This is a genomic window from Nostoc sp. ChiQUE01b (assembly GCF_034531255.1).
Classification (GTDB): domain Bacteria; phylum Cyanobacteriota; class Cyanobacteriia; order Cyanobacteriales; family Nostocaceae; genus Nostoc.
This window is the reverse complement of record NZ_JAVRBM010000003.1, coordinates 191,597-215,296: the sequence shown is the minus strand read 5'-3', so window position 1 is coordinate 215,296 and position 23,700 is coordinate 191,597. Positions and strand designations below refer to the sequence as shown.

15 protein-coding genes and 2 pseudogenes are annotated in these 23,700 nt (G+C 42.6%); 10 read left to right on the top strand and 7 right to left on the bottom strand.

Annotation, left to right across the window (positions count from 1 at the left end):
- The 4 genes and pseudogenes from RMY63_RS03835 to RMY63_RS03820 form a co-directional block, all read left to right on the top strand.
- A pseudogene (locus tag RMY63_RS03835) lies at positions 1–86 on the top strand (photosystem II protein D2); the annotation flags it as partial.
- Complete coding sequence (gene psbC, locus RMY63_RS03830) at positions 70–1,461, top strand: photosystem II reaction center protein CP43 (protein WP_322727434.1); 1,392 nt, start codon at positions 70–72, stop codon at positions 1,459–1,461. The pseudogene RMY63_RS03835 and the gene psbC, both read left to right, overlap by 17 nt.
- Positions 1,462–1,588: 127 nt before the next feature.
- Positions 1,589–1,774, top strand: coding sequence for a PCP reductase family protein (locus RMY63_RS03825; protein WP_322727424.1), 186 nt, complete (start codon positions 1,589–1,591; stop codon positions 1,772–1,774).
- Between the two features lie 21 nt (positions 1,775–1,795).
- Positions 1,796–2,434 (top strand): Uma2 family endonuclease, encoded by a 639-nt coding sequence (locus RMY63_RS03820; RefSeq protein WP_322727423.1) that lies wholly within the window; start codon positions 1,796–1,798, stop codon positions 2,432–2,434.
- A gap of 163 nt (positions 2,435–2,597) precedes the next feature.
- Here the strand turns inward: RMY63_RS03820 and RMY63_RS03815 are convergent, their stop codons facing one another.
- A complete protein-coding gene (locus tag RMY63_RS03815) occupies positions 2,598–3,434 on the bottom strand; it encodes an SWIM zinc finger family protein (protein ID WP_322727422.1) in 837 nt (278 codons plus the stop codon).
- Between the two features lie 880 nt (positions 3,435–4,314).
- Between RMY63_RS03815 and RMY63_RS03810 the strand changes: the two genes are divergently transcribed.
- The gene (locus tag RMY63_RS03810; protein ID WP_322727421.1) at positions 4,315–7,692 is read left to right on the top strand and encodes a calcium-binding protein; all 3,378 of its coding nucleotides are present in this window, start codon (positions 4,315–4,317) and stop codon (positions 7,690–7,692) included.
- Positions 7,693–7,892: 200 nt separating this feature from the next.
- Here the strand turns inward: RMY63_RS03810 and RMY63_RS03805 are convergent, their stop codons facing one another.
- Positions 7,893–12,632, bottom strand: a complete 4,740-nt coding sequence (locus RMY63_RS03805; protein ID WP_322727420.1) for an SNF2-related protein — start codon at positions 12,630–12,632, stop codon at positions 7,893–7,895.
- A gap of 144 nt (positions 12,633–12,776) precedes the next feature.
- On the opposite strand from RMY63_RS03805, the gene RMY63_RS03800 reads away from it, so the two are divergent.
- The gene (locus RMY63_RS03800) at positions 12,777–13,322 is read left to right on the top strand and encodes an N-acetyltransferase (protein WP_322727419.1); all 546 of its coding nucleotides are present in this window, start codon (positions 12,777–12,779) and stop codon (positions 13,320–13,322) included.
- A gap of 101 nt (positions 13,323–13,423) precedes the next feature.
- The gene (locus RMY63_RS03795) at positions 13,424–15,580 is read left to right on the top strand and encodes a polyribonucleotide nucleotidyltransferase (protein ID WP_322727418.1); all 2,157 of its coding nucleotides are present in this window, start codon (positions 13,424–13,426) and stop codon (positions 15,578–15,580) included.
- Between the two features lie 95 nt (positions 15,581–15,675).
- Here the strand turns inward: RMY63_RS03795 and RMY63_RS03790 are convergent, their stop codons facing one another.
- The 4 genes from RMY63_RS03790 to RMY63_RS03775 are packed head-to-tail and all read right to left on the bottom strand — an operon-like array spanning position 15,676 to position 20,124.
- Positions 15,676–15,885, bottom strand: coding sequence for a type II toxin-antitoxin system HicB family antitoxin (locus RMY63_RS03790; protein WP_322727417.1), 210 nt, complete (start codon positions 15,883–15,885; stop codon positions 15,676–15,678).
- 2 nt (positions 15,886–15,887) lie between these two features.
- The gene (locus RMY63_RS03785) at positions 15,888–16,148 is read right to left on the bottom strand and encodes a type II toxin-antitoxin system RelE/ParE family toxin (RefSeq protein ID WP_322727416.1); all 261 of its coding nucleotides are present in this window, start codon (positions 16,146–16,148) and stop codon (positions 15,888–15,890) included.
- Entirely contained in the window at positions 16,141–16,371 is a 231-nt protein-coding gene (locus tag RMY63_RS03780; RefSeq protein ID WP_322727415.1) for a hypothetical protein, read from the bottom strand. Before RMY63_RS03780 ends, RMY63_RS03785 begins: the two co-directional genes overlap by 8 nt.
- A 15-nt stretch (positions 16,372–16,386) precedes the next feature.
- The gene (locus RMY63_RS03775; protein WP_322727414.1) at positions 16,387–20,124 is read right to left on the bottom strand and encodes a HEAT repeat domain-containing protein; all 3,738 of its coding nucleotides are present in this window, start codon (positions 20,122–20,124) and stop codon (positions 16,387–16,389) included.
- 148 nt (positions 20,125–20,272) lie between these two features.
- Between RMY63_RS03775 and RMY63_RS03770 the strand changes: the two genes are divergently transcribed.
- The 3 genes and pseudogenes from RMY63_RS03770 to RMY63_RS03760 form a co-directional block, all read left to right on the top strand.
- Entirely contained in the window at positions 20,273–21,034 is a 762-nt protein-coding gene (locus tag RMY63_RS03770) for a Uma2 family endonuclease (protein ID WP_322727413.1), read from the top strand.
- A 78-nt stretch (positions 21,035–21,112) separates the two neighbouring features.
- Positions 21,113–21,967, top strand: a complete 855-nt coding sequence (locus RMY63_RS03765) for a bifunctional class I SAM-dependent methyltransferase/HIT family protein (RefSeq protein ID WP_322727433.1) — start codon at positions 21,113–21,115, stop codon at positions 21,965–21,967.
- Positions 21,968–22,061: 94 nt separating this feature from the next.
- Positions 22,062–22,330: pseudogene (locus RMY63_RS03760) on the top strand (HNH endonuclease); the annotation flags it as partial.
- Between the two features lie 328 nt (positions 22,331–22,658).
- On the opposite strand, the gene RMY63_RS03755 reads toward RMY63_RS03760, so the two are convergent.
- The gene (locus tag RMY63_RS03755) at positions 22,659–23,378 is read right to left on the bottom strand and encodes a Uma2 family endonuclease (RefSeq protein ID WP_322727412.1); all 720 of its coding nucleotides are present in this window, start codon (positions 23,376–23,378) and stop codon (positions 22,659–22,661) included.
- Positions 23,379–23,700 lie beyond the last annotated feature (322 nt).

The window sequence follows — 23,700 nt, the reverse complement described above, 5'->3', positions numbered from 1 at the left end:
TCCGCGCTTGGATGGCTCCTCAAGATCAACCCCACGAACAATTTGTATTCCCTGAGGAGGTATTACCACGTGGTAACGCTCTCTAATAGACCAAATATCTTAGGCGGCGCTGGACGCGACCAAGAAACCACCGGGTTTGCTTGGTGGTCTGGTAACGCACGTTTAATCAACCTATCTGGTAAACTGCTGGGTGCTCACGTTGCCCACGCTGGTTTGATTGTATTCTGGGCTGGAGCGATGACTTTGTTTGAAGTCGCTCACTTCATTCCTGAAAAGCCCATGTACGAGCAGGGCTTAATCCTGTTACCTCACCTCGCCACTCAGGGTTGGGGTGTTGGTGCTGGTGGTGAAGTCATCGATACCTTCCCTTACTTTGTTGTCGGTGTACTCCACCTAATTTCCTCAGCCGTCCTTGGCTTTGGCGGTATCTATCATGCCGTCCGTGGTCCAGAAACCTTAGAAGAATATTCTTCTTTCTTTGGTTACGACTGGAAAGACAAGAATAAGATGACCAATATCATTGGGTTCCACTTGATTATTTTGGGATTCGGTGCATTGCTTTTAGTGTTAAAGGCAATGTTCTTTGGTGGGTTGTATGACACCTGGGCCCCAGGTGGTGGTGATGTTCGGATTATTACCAATCCAACATTGAACCCAGCAGTTATCTTCGGTTATGTAATCAAGTCTCCCTTTGGTGGCGAAGGCTGGATTGTTAGCGTCAATAACTTGGAAGATGTAGTCGGTGGTCACATTTGGGTCGCCTTTATCTTAATTGCTGGCGGTATTTACCACATTCTTACCAAGCCTTTTGCTTGGTCACGTCGTGCATCTATCTGGTCTGGTGAGGCTTATCTCTCCTACAGCTTGGGCGCTCTTTCGCTGATGGGCTTCATTGCCTCAATTTTTGTTTGGTTTAACAACACCGTTTACCCCAGCGAATTCTTTGGTCCTACCGGTCCAGAAGCTTCTCAAGCTCAAGCTTTAACCTTCTTGATTCGTGACCAACGCTTGGGTGCTAACGTCGGTTCTGCCCAAGGCCCCACTGGTCTAGGTAAATACCTAATGCGCTCTCCCACTGGTGAAATCATCTTCGGTGGTGAAACCATGCGCTTCTGGGATTTCCGTGGGCCTTGGTTGGAGCCTCTACGTGGCCCCAATGGTCTTGACTTGGAAAAAATCAAGAATGATATTCAGCCTTGGCAAGCTCGTCGCGCTGCTGAATACATGACACATGCTCCTCTGGGTTCTTTGAACTCCGTGGGTGGTGTGGCTACCGAAATTAACTCCTTCAACTACGTATCTCCTCGCGCTTGGTTGTCGACTTCTCACTTCGTACTAGGATTCTTCTTCCTAGTTGGTCACTTGTGGCACGCTGGTCGCGCACGGGCTGCGGCTGGTGGTTTTGAGAAAGGAATTAACCGTGATACTGAGCCAGTGATGTTTATGGACGACCTAGATTAGGTTGTAAGGTTTATTTCATCACTGACAACTAAAATAATTTAGAGGCTCTTGCATAAAAGCAAGGGCTTTTTTTGTAGGAAAATTAATAATCTATTGATTAAACTGAGCGACTAAGGTAATTAATACCATGAGTGACTCTAATTTTATTGATGCTTTGCGATGGACAGCTGAAGCTAAAGAAAAGTTACAAAATATTCCCTTTTTTGTCCGCGCTCAAGCTAGAGCCAGAATTGAACAGCTGGCTCATGAAGCAAACCAAGAGGCTGTGACAGCTGATTTGGTAGAACAGGCTAGGCTTGAGTTTGGACAATAAAACATTCTGGAGGTCGTAACAATGACAGTCGCCAAGAATCGAGCAGACCGAGTAATGCTTTACGACATTAGCTGGCAACAGTTTGAAAATCTTTTAAAAGACTTAGGAGAGCATCGGGCAGCACGGTTAGCTTACGATCGCACTACTTTGGAAATTATCACACCTTTACCTGAACACGAACATTACAAAGAGGTAATTAGCGATTTGGTCAAAGAAATCGCTGATGTCTTGGATTTAGACTATGAAAGTTATGGTTCGACTACTTGGAAGCGAGAAAGCCGAATGGCAGGGGTAGAGTCAGATAACTGCTTCTATTTCCAGAATGAAGCTACGGTTCGGGGTAGATTGGATCTGGACTTGAGACAAGACCCACCGCCTGATTTAGCACTGGAAATTGATATTACCAATAAATCTCTAAATCGTTTTCCCATTTATGCCCGCCTGGGAGTACCAGAACTCTGGTGTTATGACTCCGGTGAACTCAAGATTTATCACCTGCAAAATGGGGAATATGTCGAGTCAGAGAAAAGTTTAGTGTTTCCTACTTTAGAAATTAGATATCTGCCAAAACTGATTGAGCAAAATCGGGCAGATGGCAGACGCGCAATTCTTCAGGCGGTGCGCGAATGGGTGAGAAAAGGCGGAGAAGGTGAACTATAGCAAAGTGCTGTTAGCGGAAGCGGGGCGTTTAGCCCGTGCTGTTAGCGGAAGCGGGGCGTTTAGCCCGTGCTGAGTAGAAACTCAGTATTATCAAAGGTTTCAGCAACCAACATAGTCCTAACCTATGCTTCGACTGCTATATCTAGTCAATTATAATTACGAATTAGGTTGCTCCCACATTCATTGCTGCTAAAAAAGCCTTTTGGCTCACATCTCTGTAAACTGTATTCAAGTACTTCATTACCACATCACTCGAAGTTGAATTTACTGCATTTTCCTCTTCCTTTGCTAGTGGGATTGCTCCTAATACATCTAATACCATCTCGCTAGTGGACGGCGCAATCACTACCAACGATGACTCTAATGGCTCATTGTATTGCCAGAAAGAATCAATTTTTACCGAGTATTTGTTATTAGGAATTGACTGTTGAAGAACGGGCGTTTCAGTGGTATTTGGTTGAATTTTAGCACTACGTAATTGACGTAAATCGCTAATAATTTGCTCTTTGGTGCGTCCGCGCAATTGAAATAGTACAAAGGGGTCTTCACTGAAGCGATCGCCTAACTGATAGTATATAGCACCAATGTGTTTACAGGGATTTGCTTTATCAGGACAAGAGCATTTACTCTGGACATCACCAAGGGTAAAAGGAAATATCGAAAGACCATTAGCTGTGAATACTTCTTCTATATTTTGTGGCATTTCTCCTGCTAGTAGCTTGGCAGCAAAAATTGCCCTTTGGGACATGGTTTCAATTACATAACCCCATTGTTCATCGGTAAATGGTTCAAGAGAAAGGGAAACTTTATAAGGTTCTACTTCACTACCTTGCACCCTAGCCAATACTTTTGCACCTTTAAATTCGATGCTCAAAACATTTCCCTGACGAGCATAATTTCTCGCACGTTCTAAACGCTTTTTAAAACGATAAGAATCTAGCAAATCTAGCCATTGCTGTGACCACCATTCTCGACTAGCTTGAAGAGTATAATTGGTCATGGTTGCTTCGCTCAAAGTAAAAAGAACTGGGGATTGAGGATTGGTTAAAAAATCCGTAGGCGCAGCCCAATCTAGGCATCGCATTTCTTAGAGAACAATTATTATTTTACCCTGCTTTTGTCCTTTACCAAGAAGTATTGCCCTTTAATCTCAACCCCAGCCATCAGATCCATCAACACTGCCCTCAAGGGTTTGAGAATTTTTGAGAACAAAGGTCATTTGATTGATCTGCGCTTTGGAGCCAGAAGCACTAATGTCTGCGTTCGCAGGTTTCTTGGTTACAAACGTTATACCAGTCTGTAATAGCCTTCGGTAAGATTGACTATCAAAAGATTATTAATAGTACATAAACTTATCAGCAAATAATGTGAAGAATATGCAAAGATGTGTCTTTAAGCAAAGATATCTAAGTAAATACAGTAGTATATGCTCAGTGTTCGGTTATTTAGATGTTCCCTATTTTCAAGCTATACATCTACGCAGACAAGCCTACAAGGAGGGTATAAAAATATCTTTTCCGAACAACACTTGACTATTTTCTCTTCTACTAAGACTTAGATGCTGGCAAGAAACCAAATATCGAGTCTGAATTTTAGGTATTCAATTGTCAGATTTTTTAACAAACAGGACTTACGCAAGATGTGACCGAAAACCTTATTCTTGCGTAGCGATAGTTCATGAATTACCGCTACTTTCGTTATCTTTTGCGTAAGTCCTGACAAAGTTGGAGATTTAATTCCCCTGCCTCTACAGGCGGCAGGTTTTGATGCCTAATTAAAATCTTCTACAAAACGTAATTGCCAATTGCGAATTGCGAACTGGTTTAATCATGCTTGTTCACTTAAATTACTGAAAAAATCGATTGAGGTAGGTAAAAGTTATGGCAAATATCATTGGAACCAACGAGAATGATACTTTAGTGGGCAGCGAGTTAGCAGACACGATTAACGGTGAAGCAGGTAGCGATACCATCACAGCTAACCAGGGCGACGATACCTTAACTGGTGGCGGCGGCAAAGATACATTTGTTTACAATTTGGGTGACGGTACTGATACCATCACTGATTTCGGTGGCGTGGGTAAAGGAATTAACCCGACAGCAGCAGTTCTTGCTGAAGTGGATACCATCAAATTCGACGGCTATCCCTTCACTGCTCCAAATATGCTGCTTACCCAGAATGGCAGCAATCTAGAAATCACCTTTGAAGGAGTAGGGGTAGATAGTGCCAAAGTCATCCTGCAAAACTTCAAATTAGAAAACTTGGAGAACCTGAAAGCTTCTGGAGCAAGACCAGCCATTGGCAATATCCTATTTAGTGGACAAACTAGCATCACCGACAATTTTAATGTCCTTGATGCCAACTCTACTGATACCAGCCTGGGCATTAAGAACACTGTTACCTTCCTCAATGACCTCGACAACAACATTACGGGTTTAGACGATTCAGATGATGTCGTTAATGGTCAAGGCGGGAATGACAAAATCGACGGCAAAAGTGGCAACGACTTGCTGCGGGGTGGTACGGGAAATGATACTCTCATTGGTGGTGTAGGGAATGACACCCTCGTTGGTGGTACGGGTAATGACTCCCTCGTTGGTGGTACGGGTGACGATTACTTGAATGTTGACTCTTTACCAGGCAATAATCTGCTCTCTGGTGGCGATGGCAATGATCATTTATCTGCTAATTACAGCTCTGGCAATAACACCCTCAACGGTGGCGCTGGTGATGACAGCTTCAATATTTACTCTTTAACAGGCGATAACCTGCTCTCTGGTGGCGATGGCAATGATTATTTTTCCCTCTATAATGGCTATGTCGTTAGTAATAACACTGGTAATAACACTCTCAATGGAGGGAATGGCAATGATTTTTACTTTGCCTATGAAAGCTCAGGCAATAATACATTCATTGGTGGCGCTGGCGACGATCGCTTTGATGTTCTCAATTCAACAGGTAATAACCTGCTCTCTGGTGGCGATGGCAATGATTCTCTTAGTGCCGGTCTCGAACCCATTGGTATAAATTTGAGTAGCAATAACACACTCATTGGTGGTGCTGGTAACGATAACTTGAACGCTAACAACTCAACAGGCAATAATCTACTCTCTGGGGAGGATGGCAATGATTCTCTTAGTGTCTTAGGCGATAACTACTACCGCTATACTGCCTCAGGCAATAACACACTCATTGGTGGCGCAGGTGACGATACATTGCGTGTTGACGATTCAAGAGGCAATAATCTACTCTCTGGGGGCGATGGTAATAATTCTCTTAGTGCCTATGGTGCTTTTGGCAATAACACACTCATTGGTGGCGTTGGCAATGATATCCTCACAGATGGGGGTGGTGATGATATCCTCACAGGTGGGAAGGGTAATGATAAATTTTTCTGGAGCGGGGGCACTGATATTATCACCGATTTCGGTGGCGTAGGTAAAGGAACAAACCCGACAGCAGCAGTCATTGCCGAAGTGGATATTATCGAACTGGGCGTGACTGCCAAAAATCTGGTGCTTACCCAGAATGGCAACAATCTGGAAATCACCATTGACAACTTTCAAGGGGTAGGTGATTCCAAACTCATCCTGCAAAACTTCAAATTAGAAAACTTGGAGAACTTGAAAGCTTCTGGAGCAAGACCAGCCATTGGCAATATCCTATTTTATGGGCAAACCAGTATCACCGACAGTTTTGATGTCTTTGATGCTAACTCCACTCAAACTAGCCTGGGCATCAAGAACACAGTTACCTTTCTCAATGATCTCGACAACAACATTACGGGTTTAGATAACTCAGATGATGTCGTCAATGGTCAGGGGGGTAATGACATCATCAACGGCTTGAGTGGTAATGACCTTTTGAGAGGTGGTGCGGGAAATGATACTCTCATTGGCGGTGCGGGAAATGATACTCTCATTGACCGTGCAGGCAATGATACCCTTGACGGTGGTACTGGTGACGATACATTGAGTGCTAGCGGTTCAACAGGCAATAACACCCTCAACGGAGGTGTAGGTGACGATATCTTGAGTGCTAGTAGCGGTTCAAGAGGCAATAATATCCTCAACGGAGGTGCAGATAACGATAGCTTGAGTGCTGGCGGTTCAAAAGGCGATAATCTGCTCTCTGGGGGCGATGGCAATGATTCTCTTGATGTCTCTGGCAGCTTTGGAATCAGCAAATACAAATCATCCTACTCCTCCGACTCTCGCTCCTTGGGCAATAACACCCTCAACGGAGGTGTAGGTAACGATACATTGAGTGCTGGCGGTTCAAAAGGCGATAACCTGCTCTCTGGGGACGATGGCAATGATTCTCTTGATGTCTCTGGCTCCGAGTCCTCCGACCGTTACCTTGGCTACAACTACTCTGACTCTCGCTCCTTGGGCAATAATACCCTCAACGGAGGTACAGGTAGCGATACATTGAGTGCTGGGGGTTCAAAAGGCAATAACTTACTCTCTGGAGACGACGGCAATGATTCTCTCTCCGTCTCTAGCAACGACAGCGACTACAGCGAATACAGCGACTACGGAAACAACTACTCTGACTCTCGCTCCTTGGGCAATAACACCCTCAACGGTGGGACTGGTGACGATACATTGAGTGCTGGCGGTTCAAAAGGCAATAACCTGCTCTCTGGGGATGACGGCAATGATTCTCTCTCCGTCTCTGGCGACTATAGCGAGTACAGGGAATACGAGAACAACTTCATCCGATACTCTGACTCTCGCTCTTTGGGTAATAACACCCTCAACGGTGGGACTGGTGACGATCGCTTGAGTGCTAGCGGTTCAAGAGGCGATAATCTGCTGGATGGAGGCGATGACAATGATACTCTCACAGCCTCTAGTGCCTCTGGTAAGAACACACTCATTGGTGGTAATGGCAATGACTACCTCACAGGTGGCAATGGTAATGATAGCCTCTATGGAGGATCTGGTAGTGATACCTTTGCTTTCAATAGTTTCAATGAAGGACTTGATAATCTTTATGACTTCAACGCGACTAATGAACTGATTCAGGTATCGGCTGCTGGTTTTGGTGGTGGGTTGTCAACACCTTCACTTCAGAAAAGTCAGTTTACCATTGGAACATCTGCAACCACTAGTACTCAGCGATTTATCTACGATAGTGCTACAGGTGGACTGTTCTTTGACCTTGATGGTAGTACATCTGGGTTTACTCAGGTAAAATTTGCACAACTAAGTGCTGGATTGTCACTAACCGAAGACAATTTTGTGATTGTTTAATCTTTATTAGTACTCTGCTATCACCAAGCGGTACGGTTTGCAAGGTGCTATTTTTAGCATCTCGCATTCGATTGCTCAATTCAATGCAAGTCGTTTTGGTAAGCGATAGCGATTATTGTACAAATAAGTAAGATATTGCGACGCGATCGCAATATCTCAATCGCTTGCGACACCAAATAGTCTTTCTAGTTTTTACAAACTTATTCTGCATCATCGTCAATGACTGCACTACGATCAAGTAGTAGTAAGTTGCGAAGTTGGTCTGTATCCATTTCAGTTAACCATTCTTCACCAGCACCTACAACTTGTTCAGCTAGTTGTTTTTTACTTTCAATCATGTCATGAATTTTTTCTTCTAAAGTGCCAGTGCAAACAAATTTATGTACTTGTACATTCCGGGTTTGACCAATCCGAAATACTCTATCTGTAGCTTGATTTTCTACGGCTGGGTTCCACCATCTATCAAAATGGAATACATGATTTGCTCGTGTTAAATTCAGTCCTACTCCACCTGCTTTTAGAGAAAGAATCATAATTGGTGGCCCTTGAGGGTCGTGTTGGAAACGGTCGATCATTTCCTCTCTTTGTTTTTTGGTGGTGCTGCCATATAAAAAGAATATTTCTCGCCCTAGCTGTTTTTCTAAATAGGGTTTAAGTAATTTACCCCACTCAGCAAATTGTGTGAAAATTAAAGCGCGTCCTGCCTTAGCAGCGCCGTAGGCATCGCCTTCTGCTAAAACTTCTTCTAACATTTCTTCTAGCCGCAGAAGTTTGGCTGAATTATGTTGCTCTAAGGTCGCTTGTTTCAAATATTGGGCTGGATGATTGCAGATTTGCTTGAGTTTAATTAGTAAAGCCAAAATCATCCCGCGACGTTGCAACCCTTCAGCAGATTCTATCTCTACTAAAGATTGTTCTACAACTTCTTGATAAAGTGCGGCTTGTTCACCAGTCAGACCGCAAAATACGGTCATTTCTTGCTTATCTGGTAAATCTTGAATGATGTCGCGATCGCTTTTCAATCGTCGCAGTATAAATGGTTGCACTAATGAACGTAACTGAGTCAAAGAAGCCGTATCACCATACTTTTCAATTGGCATGGCAAACCGCCTCTGGAAAAATTGCTTATTGCCTAAATAGCCAGGATTAAGAAAATCCAAAATAGACCAGAGTTCTTGTAATCTATTTTCTACGGGTGTCCCCGTTAATGCAATGCGAAACGTAGCTTCTAATTGCCGTACAGCTTTTGACTGCTTCGCCTCTGGGTTTTTTACATTTTGAGCTTCATCTAAAACTATTATCTGCCAAGAAACACTTTGCAATGACTTGATATCTCGATAAAGCAGTGAGTAGCTGGTAACAATTAAATCGTGTTTTTTTACAGCTTCTAAAAATGCTTTTCCTTTTGGTCGTTTGTCACCGTGATATTGCAAAATTTTCAGGCTTGGTGCAAATTTATTAACTTCCCTTTCCCAGTTGCCTAAAACCGAAGTTGGACAAACTAGTAGTGTTGGATTTTCTAGTGCATCCTGTTCTTTCAAGTGCAAGAGGAAAGCAATGAATTGGACAGTGTTATGGCAAATAATATTGTTAGCAACGAAATTGTGATGTTTGCTAACTTCAAAGTCGTACACCCACCCTTCGTACTCCACATCCTCAATAGCCTCAATCCGGCAATAAAATACCTCTTGATCAAGAAGACATTGCAAAGACTGTCTGGTTAAGCTCAACTGTTCTACATCTAGGTTGCTATATGCTGACAAAGTTTGAGTTGTCCACTTGGAAGGTTTTAGTAGCTGATACTGTTCTTGGGCTTCTCCACTAATCATGCGGTTCATTCCAGCGATTACTCGCTGTAAACTATCTCTAGAAAATTGCTGTGAGCCATTAATATAAACAGTGTTGTGCATTCCAAAATGCCGCAACGGTAGTCCTGTTGCTCTGACTGTTTGAGCAACAATATCAGAAGCAGGAATTCCTTCAATATTTGTGTTGCTAACCAGTTGACAAATTTGTTCTAATTTGCTTTGTTTTTCTGAGTTATTAAAACCAATTCCTTGCATAAATCGGCGGGCAGAATTTCCACCAATGACACCAATATAGTAGGTGCGTAAAGTACGAGTTCCATTAGTGGCACACTTCAGTTTGGGCGATATTCGCAACCAAATCCCGAAACGACGCAACAGTGCACAAAGTTGCTGAATCAGTAAAGCTGAAGCTGTCGCAATCTCAATACTTGCCATACTCAAAACAACAGCAGATTCAGCATCAAAATAGTTTTGTAAAAATATCCGCACACTATCCAAGTCTGCCTGCATAATGAAGGGCGGAATAGATTTTTCTGCCGATAGTTTACCCCAAACATAACCTTTAGCTTCTAAGAATTGCCGATAGGCTTGGCTGTTAACTCGAAGAGAAGGAACTCTGTTAGTGAAGGTAGAGATATTAGGGCTGTTAATTTTGAGGTTATAACGGTTTTGAATGCGTTGGCAAGTCTGGAGTAGATCCTCTAGTACTCTGGTGTCTTTTTGGGATATTATGACTCTTCCCACATCGGGTAGTTCATGCCCTTCGGCAATCTGCCAAGCGAGAAACTTGACTAAATCAGGATCTTGTGGTTGTCCATTCCAAAGCGTTTTACCTGGTACACAAACGTAATCACCCACCTGTAAATTATTTGTCCAACCTTTACTTGTCAGCAGCTTGTGACGATGAGTGATAGTGATACTATTACCGTCTTCTAGGGTGATTTTTCGTAATTTTTCGCAGACTTGCTGCCGATACAACCGTCTGACATTAGCTTGGACAATTTTGCCAGTTTTTTCATCTATGGAATTAATTAGTAATTCCTCTGTGGGATTAGCCCAAAATCCTTCGCCGTCAAACTCTGTTTGTTCAGCGTGAGTTGTCCAGATTGTCTCGGCTGTGCGTAACAGCCCATTTACATTTACTAATGTATCATTGGCTACGCATTTACCCAATCCCATATCGTCGGCGAGACACGCGCCCAAACCCCAACGTTCCAAAAAGGATAACCAAGCAGCGCCTCTTTCTTGATAAGGTCGCAACTGTCCTTGAAAACCTGTTGGTGTAGGTAAAGGTTCAAGCGCCTGATTATTAGTTAGCGCCCCAATCAACTCTTGCAATGCCCCAGATGCCTCAAAGCTAACCACTGGTAATTTTTCAATTACCTGGGTATCCCCTGTACTGAAACGTAAGGCATCTTCCAGGGAAAGCGCCATTTGGTCTTTGCGAGTGGTAAAAAAAGTTTGGGCTGTCTTAATGTCTTGGGGCCGCAATTCCACCCACTCACCGTTAATTTCCACTAGTGGACTATTTAAAGCCACAAGTTTATCAAACTCGGCTTTGGAAATAGTTTGTCCACCAATTGCTAATTGCCATTGGAAATTTAGTAGACTCTGCAATCCTAAGCGTCCCTGCTTTGTTTTTGGGGTTTCGGCTGTAATTTTTAAACCCAAACGGTTCGCCCATCCTTCACGGTTCGCTAAACTGGGAGGCAAAATTACTCCCAAACCACTGTCTTCCAACCTCCAAGCTACAGCTTTGATAAACTCATAAGCTTGGATGGGGGTAAGACGAGAAAATTGGGGATATTCGGTTTCTAAACTGGGTGCATAGGCGCTTTGCGCCTTGTCACCAGACATCGCTGGATATAATCGGGAAGCTACCCCCAAACCTCGCAAAAATGTTTCTTGTGGTTGGTCAATTGTCCGATTTTCATAAACCAATCGTTCAACTGGATTGTTCCAAATAGTTGCTGCATCCACCAAAAATTCAGGATCGTCAGCCGCTTGCAAAAAATACGCCAATGTCCAATCTGTTTCGCCAGACTCTGGAGAACGCAGTTGAAAACAGGTACGAAATAGAGTTTTAAGAGATAGTTGGTATTGTAGCGGCATAGTCCATGCCTTCAGTGCCGCTTCCAGTCGTTCCACTTCAAGTGCATCTGGATTAACTGTACTAGATGCACTAGTTAAGGCTGGCAACCACTGTCGCACCCCAACTGGTAAAGATGCAATCGCCTTAGCTTCAATTGGAGGTTGAGAACCCACCATTTCTCGCACTTGGGCGTCTATCGTACTATTGAGAAATCCCAAAAGTAATTCTTGAGGTTCGGCGGGGAAGTTTACTGCTAAGTGAGAGGATGAGGGGGATGAGGGGGATGTTGCTCCCATTACTCCCTCATCTCCCCTTGCTCCCTCATCTCTCCCTAGTCCCTCGTGATAAGTACGACAAACCAACGGCATATTCGCAGAAAATTTTTCTAGGCGGGTTCCATCTACTGCACTGTCTAGAAGTACTTGCCATTTAGCAGCAAATGCACCATCTGATTGTCGGTCAATTGTTGGTAAAAACTTACACCGCGAGATTAAATCTAAACTCCAACGGGCAACCTGCGACCAAAAACGTAAATCTCCACCCAAAAAGGCATCTTCTCCGTTAGTAGCATTTAGGGGAACAGCAGCGAGAAATTTTACTGCTTCGCTGGGGTTGAGACAAAAACCCTCAACTCGCCACGGTTGCAAATATTGTGGGGAGTCTGTGTCTAGCCCTAAGCTAGCAGAATGTACAGGGAAAATCGCTGCTGTTCCTTCGCTACTGCTTTCTGGGATATAAGTTGGTAGGGCAATGATTTGGGAGTGCGTTGGTAAACTGATCCCAGTGGCACTGGCGGCTTTGCGTGTCCGCCCAGTAGTAGGGAGCGCAACTTGGGGTTTTTGGATGAAGTTAGTAATTGCCATGTTCTGCGAACGCAGCCACTCACTCAACTCAACCGATGTCATTGTCAATGGATGTAGTGCTATCTCTCCAGATCCATTAGACTCGAAATTCACTCGTGGCGATCGCCAAGTTTCCCCCCAAATAAATAAACTACCATTTTGATTTTTTAGTAACCAATTACAGTGTAAAATCGCCATTTGCTAACTACTCAGATTTTCCCAAAATTCCAGAATTAAAATCGCAATTATTCTACCTTTTTGCATCTTTTCAAGAAGATTTATTGGCCAAGTTTCTCATATAATAAATATTTAAGTAATTATTCCACATAAACATTGTTAATAATGAATTTTCCCCTAATTAAAGTTTTAAAAAACGGGATGTTAGTGGAACTGGATTATATGCATCCTCAAGAACACGAAGTTGTAAGATCGTTACTCAATATTGTAATTGTCGAAGGTAAAACCTATCCCCAAAAGCAACCTCTCTCTCCTACAGAATTTTCAGCTTACTGGTTAAGCAAGGATGCCTTTGTTGTCAGGACATCTGTTGTAGATCCTACACACAACTCAAAAGAAATATTAGGGGCGTTTTATTTAAAGCCAAACTTTCCTGGTCGGTGTAGCCATATTTGCAACGCTGGTTTTATTGTACAACCTGGATTACGCGGTCAGGGTTTAGGACGGTTCATGGGAGAGGCTATGCTTTCGATAGCAACAAATCTGGGCTACGAAGCAGTAATGTTTAATTTGGTCTTTGAGACTAATATACCTTCAATTACACTTTGGCAATCGTTAGGATTTGAGATTATTGGGCGAATTCCGAGTGCGGCGAAGCTAGAGAATGGGCAAGTGGTAGACGCGCTAATCTTGTATCACACTTTGCGTTGAACAACTTGTCTATCTTTGTATGTACTAGAAGTCAGTCATAGGGCATAAATGTTAGGATTGCCACAGAAAGAGAATAGCGAAAGAGAAGGAAAAAAAACTGAATGGCAGAAGTTGATAAGTCAATATCCTTCGATGGAAGGGATATTCGACTGAAAGTAGGTCTATTAGCTCCCCAGGCAGGTGGGTCAGTTTTGATAGAATCAGGGGACACATCCGTTTTAGTGACGGCTACGCGATCGCAAGCCAGAGAAGGCATTGATTTTCTTCCCCTGACTGTAGATTATGAAGAAAGGCTATATGCCGCAGGTCGGATTCCCGGCGGGATCATGCGGCGCGAAGGTCGCCCACCAGAAAAAACAATTCTTACCAGCCGTCTTATAGACCGTCCCATGCGTCCCTTGTTCCCCTCATGGTTAAGGGATGACCTGCAAATTATTGCCTTAACGCTATCAATGGACGAGTTAGTTCCACCCGATGTGTTAGCAGTTACAGGCGCTTCCATCGCTACCCTGATTGCCCAGATTCCTTTTAATGGGCCAATGGCAGCAGTGCGGGTTGGTTTAGTGGGAGATGATTTTATTATTAACCCCACCTATGCAGAAACTGAAGCTGGAGATTTGGATCTGGTAGTAGCAGGTTCACCACATGGCGTGATCATGGTGGAAGCGGGAGCCAATCAGTTGCCAGAGCGAGATATTCTTGAAGCGATTGACTTTGGTTATGAAGCAGTACGGGACTTAATCAAAGCGCAGCAAGATTTAATCGCCGAACTGGGTCTAGTAATAGTGCAAGAAGCACCACCAGAAGTAGACCAAACGTTAGAAAATTATATCCGCGATCGCGCTAGCGGCGAGATTAAAAAAATCCTGTCTCAATTTAGTTTCACCAAACCCGAACGCGATGCAGCTTTAGATGTCGTCAAAGATGAAATTGTCGCGACGATTACTGAACTGCCAGAAGAAGATCCCATTCGAGTTGCCGCAACTGCAAATAAGAAGGCACTTGGTAACACTTTTAAAGATATTACTAAACACTTCATGCGGCGACAAATCATCGAAGATAACGTCCGCGTTGATGGTCGTAAACTCGATCAAGTGCGTCCGGTTTCTTGTTTAGTCGATGTCTTACCAAAGCGAGTCCACGGCAGCGGTTTATTTAACCGAGAACTAACTCAGGTATTATCCACTTGTACTCTGGGTACACCTGGGGATGCTCAAAACCTCAACGATGACATGCAGCTAGATCAGCACAAGCGTTATCTGCATCATTACAACTTCCCGCCCTTCTCAGTCGGTGAAACCAAGCCAATGCGGGCCCCAGGAAGGCGCGAAATTGGTCACGGGGCATTAGCAGAGCGATCGCTACTACCTGTAATACCGTCAAAAGAACAATTTCCCTACGTGATTCGCATCGTCTCGGAAGTACTTTCCTCCAACGGTTCCACCTCAATGGGTTCAGTCTGCGGTTCCACCCTCGCCCTGATGGATGCTGGTGTACCAATTCTCAAACCCGTCAGTGGCGCAGCAATGGGTCTGATTAAGGAAGGGGACGAAGTACGAGTTCTGACCGATATCCAAGGCATTGAAGACTTTTTGGGTGACATGGACTTCAAAGTTGCGGGGACGGATACCGGGATTACCGCCTTGCAGATGGATATGAAAATCTCCGGTTTGTCTTTGGAGGTTATAGCCCAAGCTGTCCACCAAGCCAAAGCAGCTCGGTTGCACATTTTGGAGAAAATGCTCGCCTGCATTGACACACCACGGACTGAAACCTCACCTTATGCCCCACGTCTGTTAACAATCAAGATTGATTCAGACATGATTGGTTTGGTCATTGGGCCTGGAGGCAAGACTATTAAGGGAATCACAGAGGAAACTGGTGCAAAAATTGACATCGAAGATGATGGCACCGTGACAATTTCTGCTGTGGATGAGAACAAGGCGAAGAGAGCCAGAAATATCATCCAAGGCATGACCCGTAAGTTACACGAAGGGGATGTCTACGCAGGACGGATTACTCGGATTATACCGATAGGTGCATTTGTAGAATTTTTGCCTGGAAAAGAAGGCATGATTCACATTTCACAACTAGCTGACTACCGCGTTGGCAAAGTTGAAGATGAAGTAGCGGTGGGCGATGAAGTGATTATCAAAGTGCGCGAAATTGATAACAAAGGTCGGATTAATCTCACCCGCTTGGGTATTCACCCAGATCAAGCAACAGCAGCAAGAGAAGCAGCGGCGGTGAATCGGTAACTCGATTTGGGATTTTAGATTAGATTAAATCTAAAATCCGCGATGCCTATCGTGAAGGCATCGCCGTATGCTTCTCTAATTTGATAAATTACAAATTATTTTAACGACTTTTCTAGTGTTTTTGGCTTTGGTAGAAGTTGACCGTCAACCAAAGATGATTCAATCAGCATTTCTAAAACTTCTTGAGCATTTTTGAAAGCTTCTTCGTAAGTATCTCCGTGAGTATGACAAAATCCCCATTCAGGAAGACTCACAACAAAACACTCATCTTCATCAGACCACTGAATAACGATTGAATATTTCATATTTATTCATACACCTCTCCGCGATGAGCAATAGTGGTGACAATAAGCTGATTGGTTTCATCATCAATTCGGTAAATAACGCGATATTCACCAATGCGATAGCGATAGTAGCCTGTAAAATTACCTTTGAGAGGTTTAATATTAGGGTGAAAGCGAGGATTTTGTTCCAGTTGCTCAAAGCACCTAGCAATCTTTTTGGCTAAAGCTTGGCTTGCAAAAGCATAAATCTCCTCTGCTTCAGCAGACAAAACAACGCTATACATCAGACCGAATCGTTCTCCAACTTTTTACCCGACCCTCAGTAACATCTTTTTTACCTCTCTCGAAGGATTCAATAAATCCAGGAATATCAACTAACTCTTTGGTAGCGTCTTCACTTTCTTTATCTGCTAGATAAGCTAAGAAGTCAGCAACCAGTTCTAGACGTTCTGAAGACAATCCATCTAGATATTGGTTGATTTGTTGACGAACTTCTGTGTTGTTCATATTTTTGCAACTCTTTTACTTCTCTAATTCTGCCAACTTCTGTTGAGCAAAATTTCGCACTTGCTCATCTGGGTCATACGCTGCTTTGTCGCGCAACAGTGGTAAAGTCTGGGGATGCTGAGGAAATTGCTTGATAATTATCTCCAGTGCAACGCGCCGAGGGTTGCGGTTAAACATGGAATCATCTCTACGCTCAAAAAGGTCATTGATAGCGCAATGATAGTAAATTTGAAACAACTCAGGCTGCTCTTTCAAGTGTTTGGCTAATGCTTGGATGGCTGCACGTCGCACACTCCATTGATTATCAGCAGTGGCGCAGTCTTTAAGAATCGAGCGGATGTCTGGGTCATCTTTGAAATTCTTGGCTAATACTTGGATAGCTGTACGTCGCACATCCCAATCATCATCAGCAGTGGCGCGGTTTTTGAGAATCGACCGAGTATCCGGGTCATCGGGAAAATTGATAGCTAATGCTTGGATGGCTGCACGTCGCACACTCCATTGATTATCAGCAGTGGCGAGGTCTTTGAGAATCGAGCGGGTGTCTGGATCATCTTTGAAATTGCTGGCTAATACTTCGATGGCTACATATTGCACATTCCATTGATTATTAGCAGTGGCACAGTCTTTGAGAATCGAGTGGGTGTCTGGATCATCTTTGAAATTGCTGGCCAATGCTTCGATGGCTACATATCGTACATCCTCACGATCATCAGCAGTGGCGCAGTCTTTGAGAATCGAGCGGGTGTCTGGATCATCTTTGAAATTGCTGGCTAATGCTTCGATGGCTGCACGTCGCACATCCCCAGAATTATCAGCAGTGGCGAGGTCTTTGAGAATCGAGCGGGTGTCTGGGTCATCTTTGAAATTGCTGCCTAATGCTTCGATGGCTGCACGTCGCACATCCCCAGAATTATCAGCAGTGGCGAGGTCTTTGAGAATCGAGCGGGTGTCTGGGTCATCTTTGAAATTGCTGCCTAATGCTTCGATGGCTGCACGTCGCACATCCCCAGAATTATCAGCAGTGGCGAGGTCTTTGAGAATCGAGCGGGTGTCTGGGTCATCTTTGAAATTGCTGCCTAATGCTTCGATGGCTGCACGTCGCACATCCCCAGAATTATCAGCAGTGGCGAGGTCTTTGAGAATTGAGCAAATGTCTGTGTCATCTTTGAAATTACTAGCTAATGCTTTGATCGCTGCACGCCGTACACTCCATTGATTATCAACAGTGGCGCGGTCTTTGAGGATTGAGCGAATGTCTGGGTCATCTTTGAAATTACTGGCTAATGCTTCGATGGCTGCACCTCGCACATCCCAATCATCATCAGCAATCGCACGGTCTTTGAGAAACGAGCGCGTGTCTGGGTCATATTTGAAATTGCTGGCTAATGCTTCGATGGCTGCACTTCGCACATACCCATCATTAGCAGTGGTGCAGTCTTTAAGCCAGTGTAAGATATCACTGTTATCTTTCCAAATTGCGGCGACTGTTGTAACTGCTTGAGTACGAATTTCCTGAATTAGCTCAATTTCTTTTTCATCTTCATAGGGTTCGTAATAGTACCAGAGGTCATATTTAGTTAAGTATTTAAGCTTGCCAAGCAATTTATTAGACGTTGACGCAATTACCGAGCGATTTCTCACTTCTGCAAGACACTTAGCTGCTAAAAACAAGTTGATAAATTTTTTCTCTTCGCCATCTTGCACCATTAAGTAATCAAGAATTTCACCAACAAATTTTGGCTCAATCATTCCGACAATTAGCAGCAATACCTCATGCCAAGTTTCATCTTGCCAGTGTTTGCCAAAAACTTCAGTTTTGAGATACTCAATTGTAATACTGCGTTCCTTCTCAAACTGCCAGACAAACTCCCAAGCACAGAAATATTCTAAAAAAGTCCGATGCACAAAGGCATAGTAATCTGCACCCAAGAAACATAAAATAAAATTGCGATCGCGCAGTTGTTTCATCAACCGTCTGGCTTTATCTCTGGCATCACTCACTGGTATGCTTTGCAGATATTTAGTGAAGATTGCTTCTAAATCATCCGCATAGATAATGTTGCCAGCTAAACCTTTTTCACTGGTTTGCATTTGATAAGCGACTTGACGCAACATTGCCTGTTTATCTTTATAATCAATAATTTCCAAACGTTCATCTGGCTTTAAATTGCGTCCATCGTCCCAATTATGCAGCAGAACCTCTGAAGCATCTTTATACAGTTCACTTCTATCTCTGGGTAATTCTCGCTTGAGATTGAGAATTGCCATCATGGTTAATAGGAGAGGATTTTGTGCTAGTTCGGCAATTGCTTTTGATTCATTAATTACTCTTTGTAGACGCTCACGTTTGATATTTTTATCTCTTGCTTCGGCTTGACTAAAAGTTTTATCATGCCAGCGTTCGATAAAAACTTGAATCTGTGCTGGTTCTAAATCTTGTAATAAGAAGTGGCGAAACTCTGCATCTCGTAACTGTTGCTGCTTATAGCCGATAATCCGAGAAGTGACAATTACCTGCACGTCGGGATATTCATTGGTGAAGCGATGAATACAGGTAATTACTTCCTCCCGCTTCGCAGATTCAAAGATTTCATCCAAACCATCAAACATGACTAAAGCGTTACCAGCCTTTAGTTGCTCGTGCAATTTATGCTGATTGAGGTGATAAAAACAATTGGGACTATTATGGTAAAATTGGAGAAAATTATTACAACTACCCGCATCGCGATCGCGCATATAATTACGTAATTCAATCAGTAAAGGAATTGGCAGATTAAAATCATTCTGTTCGAGAGTTTTTTCTACCCAATCCAACGCTAGATATTGCAACAATGTAGACTTACCAGAACCAGGATCGCCTAAAATAACTAGATAATTTTTGCGTTGCTTATCTCGGACAGCATCTAATACTGAACGGATTGGCTGCTCAAAATAATTGCGTTGATAACGTTCGGTTTCTTCTTGAAATTTTTCTATTTCCAATTCTGCATCTAATTGGTTGCTTTCTTGTAGTCTACGGAGATGTTCTTTAGGTAGTTCTGGTAAAACCTGATAAATTTGCCGCACATTTTGCGGGATAAACATTTGCCATAAATTTACTGGATGTTCGCGGGCTGTATTTTCTAAACTATCTAATTTCAGATTGCCGTAACGTTCGCGAATAGTTTCTAAATATTGCAGTAAATTAAAATCTTTGGGAATATCAGCGTTTTCTTTTAAAGTCTTATCAATACTGGATAATTTTTGAAGTTCCAGGATATAGCGTAACTCTTCTGAATCAGAAAGAATATCTTGAACTTGTATGAGATACTGCTCTGTAATTGTTTGCCAGTTAAATTTAGGTGGTAAAGGTTCGAGTTGAAGTCTTTTCCAACTATCTGCTAGTGTTTTAAAATCTAGAGAATCACATTTAATATCAAAAGCCTGAGCAAGAATTTCTTTAACTGATTTATCACGGATAAATTTCTTGATATCTTCAACGTAATTTTGAATTTCAGCTTCATCAAGTTTGCAACGAACCTTTAACTGCTGCTGCATCGCTTGCAAAAATTCCGTCAACGCCATGACTACAGCTTTCTGAAGCGGTTCTTGCTTAAAGGGCGCAGTTACAGCATTATTAAAAATATGTTTGAAAAAATCTTTAGCGTAGTCCTTGACTAAATCTTTGAAAAATTCTTCGCTAATAATAGTTTTGACAAGAAATCCAACCGCTTTTTGACTTATCCAGAAAGTGAACCACTCAACTATCATACTCATGCCTGCTAAGTGCTTGACTACGAGTATATACACTTGCTAGAGAAATTTTTCCAGATTTCTGGGTTTTTAGCTTAAAAGCGATGCTGACTGAAGATTTGTTAAAAATAACTAATAACTGTGCATTCATATTAGGAGTAGTTTTATGGTTCTACAAGTTAATCCCATCCAAAAAGAACCGACTGTTACTTGGCAAGCACTTCCAGCTGACTTCATTTTACCCGACGATCCAGTGGAAAATATTCAACAACCTGCTCTTGCTGCTGCGCTTACCGATGCTTTAGGAAGCACAGGACGCATCCAACCTCAAATGCTGATTGGCTCTAATTTTGGGCTTGTAGCCACAGTCAACAAAAAAATCGTTGTCAAAGCACCAGACTGGTTTTACGTACCTCAAGTACAGTCTGTAGGAACAAATGTAGTTCGTCGCAGCTATACCCCAAATTTAGAAGGCGCTGCTGTGGCTGTAGTGATGGAATTTCTCTCAGACACAGAAGGTGGAGAACTATCAGTCCGCTCAACTCCACCCTATGGTAAACTCTATTATTACGAAAAGATTCTCCAAGTTCCAACCTACGTAACCTACGACCCTTACGAACCAAGTATAGAACTACGCTGCTTACAAAATGGACAATATACCTTGCAGCAAGCAGACGCTAATGGACGCTTTTGGATTCCTGAGTTAGAGTTATTTCTCGGAATTTGGCAAGGTGAAAGATTATGTCAAACCATGAACTGGCTGCGCTGGTGGGATACAGAAGGAAATTTGCTGTTGTGGAGCAGCGAACAAGCCCAACAAGAACGCCAACGTGCTGAACAAGAACGCCAACGTGCTGAACAGGAACGCCAACGTGCTGATATATTAGCAGCTAAGTTACGTGAGCTAGGTATTGACCCTGATGCGTAGGCGTAGCTTGTCGTAGACATCGCATAACCTAAACAAATGCTGGGAATAATAATTTTGGGACATCAGCACCAAAATTCCATGAAACAGCAAAAAAATCAGTTCAGTCATCTGACTGCGATCGAAAGAAGTTATTTATCATTTCCGGCACAGTTTTTATTAAATCAAAACCTTCTCCAAGGCAAAATACTAGACTTTGGTTGTGGCTTTGGTAATGATGTTAAAATATTGCGCCAAAAAGGTTGTGATATTACAGGCTATGACCCTTATTATTTTCCAGAATATCCTGATACTAAATTCGATACAATAATTTGCTTTTATGTTTTAAATGTTTTATTTACCGAAGAACAAACTAATGTCTTAATGGAAATATCACACTTATTAAAACCAGGAGGCAAAGCTTATTATGCTGTAAGAAGGGATATCAAAAAAGAAGGGTTCCGAGAACATTATGTTCACAAAAAGCCTACCTATCAGTGTATTGCCAAACTTCCCTTTACTTCAATTTGCTTAGATGAATATCGGGAATTATATGAGTATGTTCACTATAATCATCAGCAAAATTCATCTAACTATTGTATATTCTGTAATCCCCATAAAACTCTCAGACTATTAACTGAGTCAGCAACTGCTTATGCTATTTTTGATGGCTATCCAATAAGTAAAGGGCATGTTCTAATTATTCCCAAACGTCATGTTAGCAGCTATTTTGAGCTACCATTTAAAGAGCAATCTGCTTGCTGGTTTATAGTGAACAAAGTACAAGAAATTCTCAAAAGTGAATTTGAGCCTGATGGTTTTAATGTAGGAATGAACATCAATCGAGCCGCAGGTCAAAATATTATGCACGCCAGTATTCATATCATCCCTCGTTACAAAGGTGATATTGTTGGCTCTAAAAGTGGAATCAGGAATGTTATTCCTAAAAAGCAATAGTTCTTTGTAAGAATTCAGGAGTCATAACTCTGCTGTAACTTGACAGCTTTGAACTGATTATGAAAATTACTGGAACATCATGACTTGCTCAACTTATCTCATGGTCAAAGGAACAAAATCCCCCTATGACGGAGATACAACCTACTGGAGCGAACGTAACAGTAAACTCTATGATGGCGAAACATCTATTGCTCTTAAGAAGCAAAACCATAAATGTGCATCCTGCGGCTTAAAGTTCATCGATGAGGAACGGGTTCACCTGCATCACATCGACGGAAAACACGCCAACTGGAAAAAAATAATCTTGAAGCAATTCATGAGAGTTGCCACGATTACAAACACATGAGCAAAAGCGCAAGCTGAGAACATCGGAAGCTGGGTGCGATGAAAGTCGCACGCCCAGATTTAACAGAGAGGTGCCCCGGATAATACCGGGCATCGACTCTACCCATACAACGGTTTCGGGTAGAGTGGCCATGTTTCCAAATCGTAGAAAAACCACCGATGAGTTATTGCAAGTAGTAGATCAAGCGCTATATGCTGCTAAGTTACATGGGCGCAATTGCATCGAGCGTGTGTAATCTAATTGATGAGATGTAAAAATTTCAACAATTATTTATGAAAAATACATACATATATTTAACAAAACCGAAAAATTAGATTTTGTTGAAAATATTGCAAAATATTTCAGTTAAACCAGATTATCCGGATCTATTCCGAGCGCTCTTAGGTGTTCCGCCAACTGTTGAACCCGTTGTTCTGCAACATCAGCGCGTAGTGCTTCTTGTTGAGCGCGTAGTGTCTCTTGTTTTACTTGTTCTGCGGGCGTGAGATACCGTTGTCCTTGCTCATCATACCAATACATCCATTCCCGCGTTACACCACAATAATTTCCCCTTTCGCAACCAATTCCCAGTCCAATTTCTGGTAGCCAAATGGGGTTTCCCTCTTGCAATTCATACTTACCATTAACTAACTTATGTACTTCCAAATGCGGTTTGCGGCGGCGGCGAGAGGAATAAATCACATAATAAAGTATACCTAAAGCCTCATATTCATCCAATTTAGTAGTGTATTCCTTACGGTAATTTTGGGAAACTACTTCTAGGACAAAAATCGGTACAACATTTTCATCCCACAACACATAACTGGGACGCAGTTCCTCATCATAAAACCGCTCTACTCCTAAGCTCAAAAACCCATCTGGCACAATTGGCGGTTTATCAGGGTGATAATAAATACCCATATCTATCGCCAACAACCAGTCCATGCGTTCTGACCAAAGTATCAGCAGGATCGCCTTTAACAAGCCTGGTATCAATTCTTGTAGTTCATTATCCACAGGCGTTTCATCAGAGTCTGGTAGTTCCTCGGCTGAGGGCAAGTACCTTGGCAAGTTGTACTCTAACATCGCTGGTTTTCCCAAAAATCAAAGGATATTTGGCTCTATTTAGCTCAATAGAATTATAACGATTTATCCCCTTGCAATGTCATTAGTAGTCTGTCTCATTAATCACGAGGCATGAATGAGTTCGTAGTCAGGACTTTAGTTCTAGTTTTTTAAGCACTTTAGTGCTTACTACAAACTCTCGAAATTAGCTTGACAAATTACTAGTTTACTACTGTATATTAAGTACTCTACTGACACTAATTGATAGTTTTTAACTACTAAACAATCTTAAATCTGCCGAAATCACGATCAATAAAATTTATTTGATGCCTAAATTCTAACT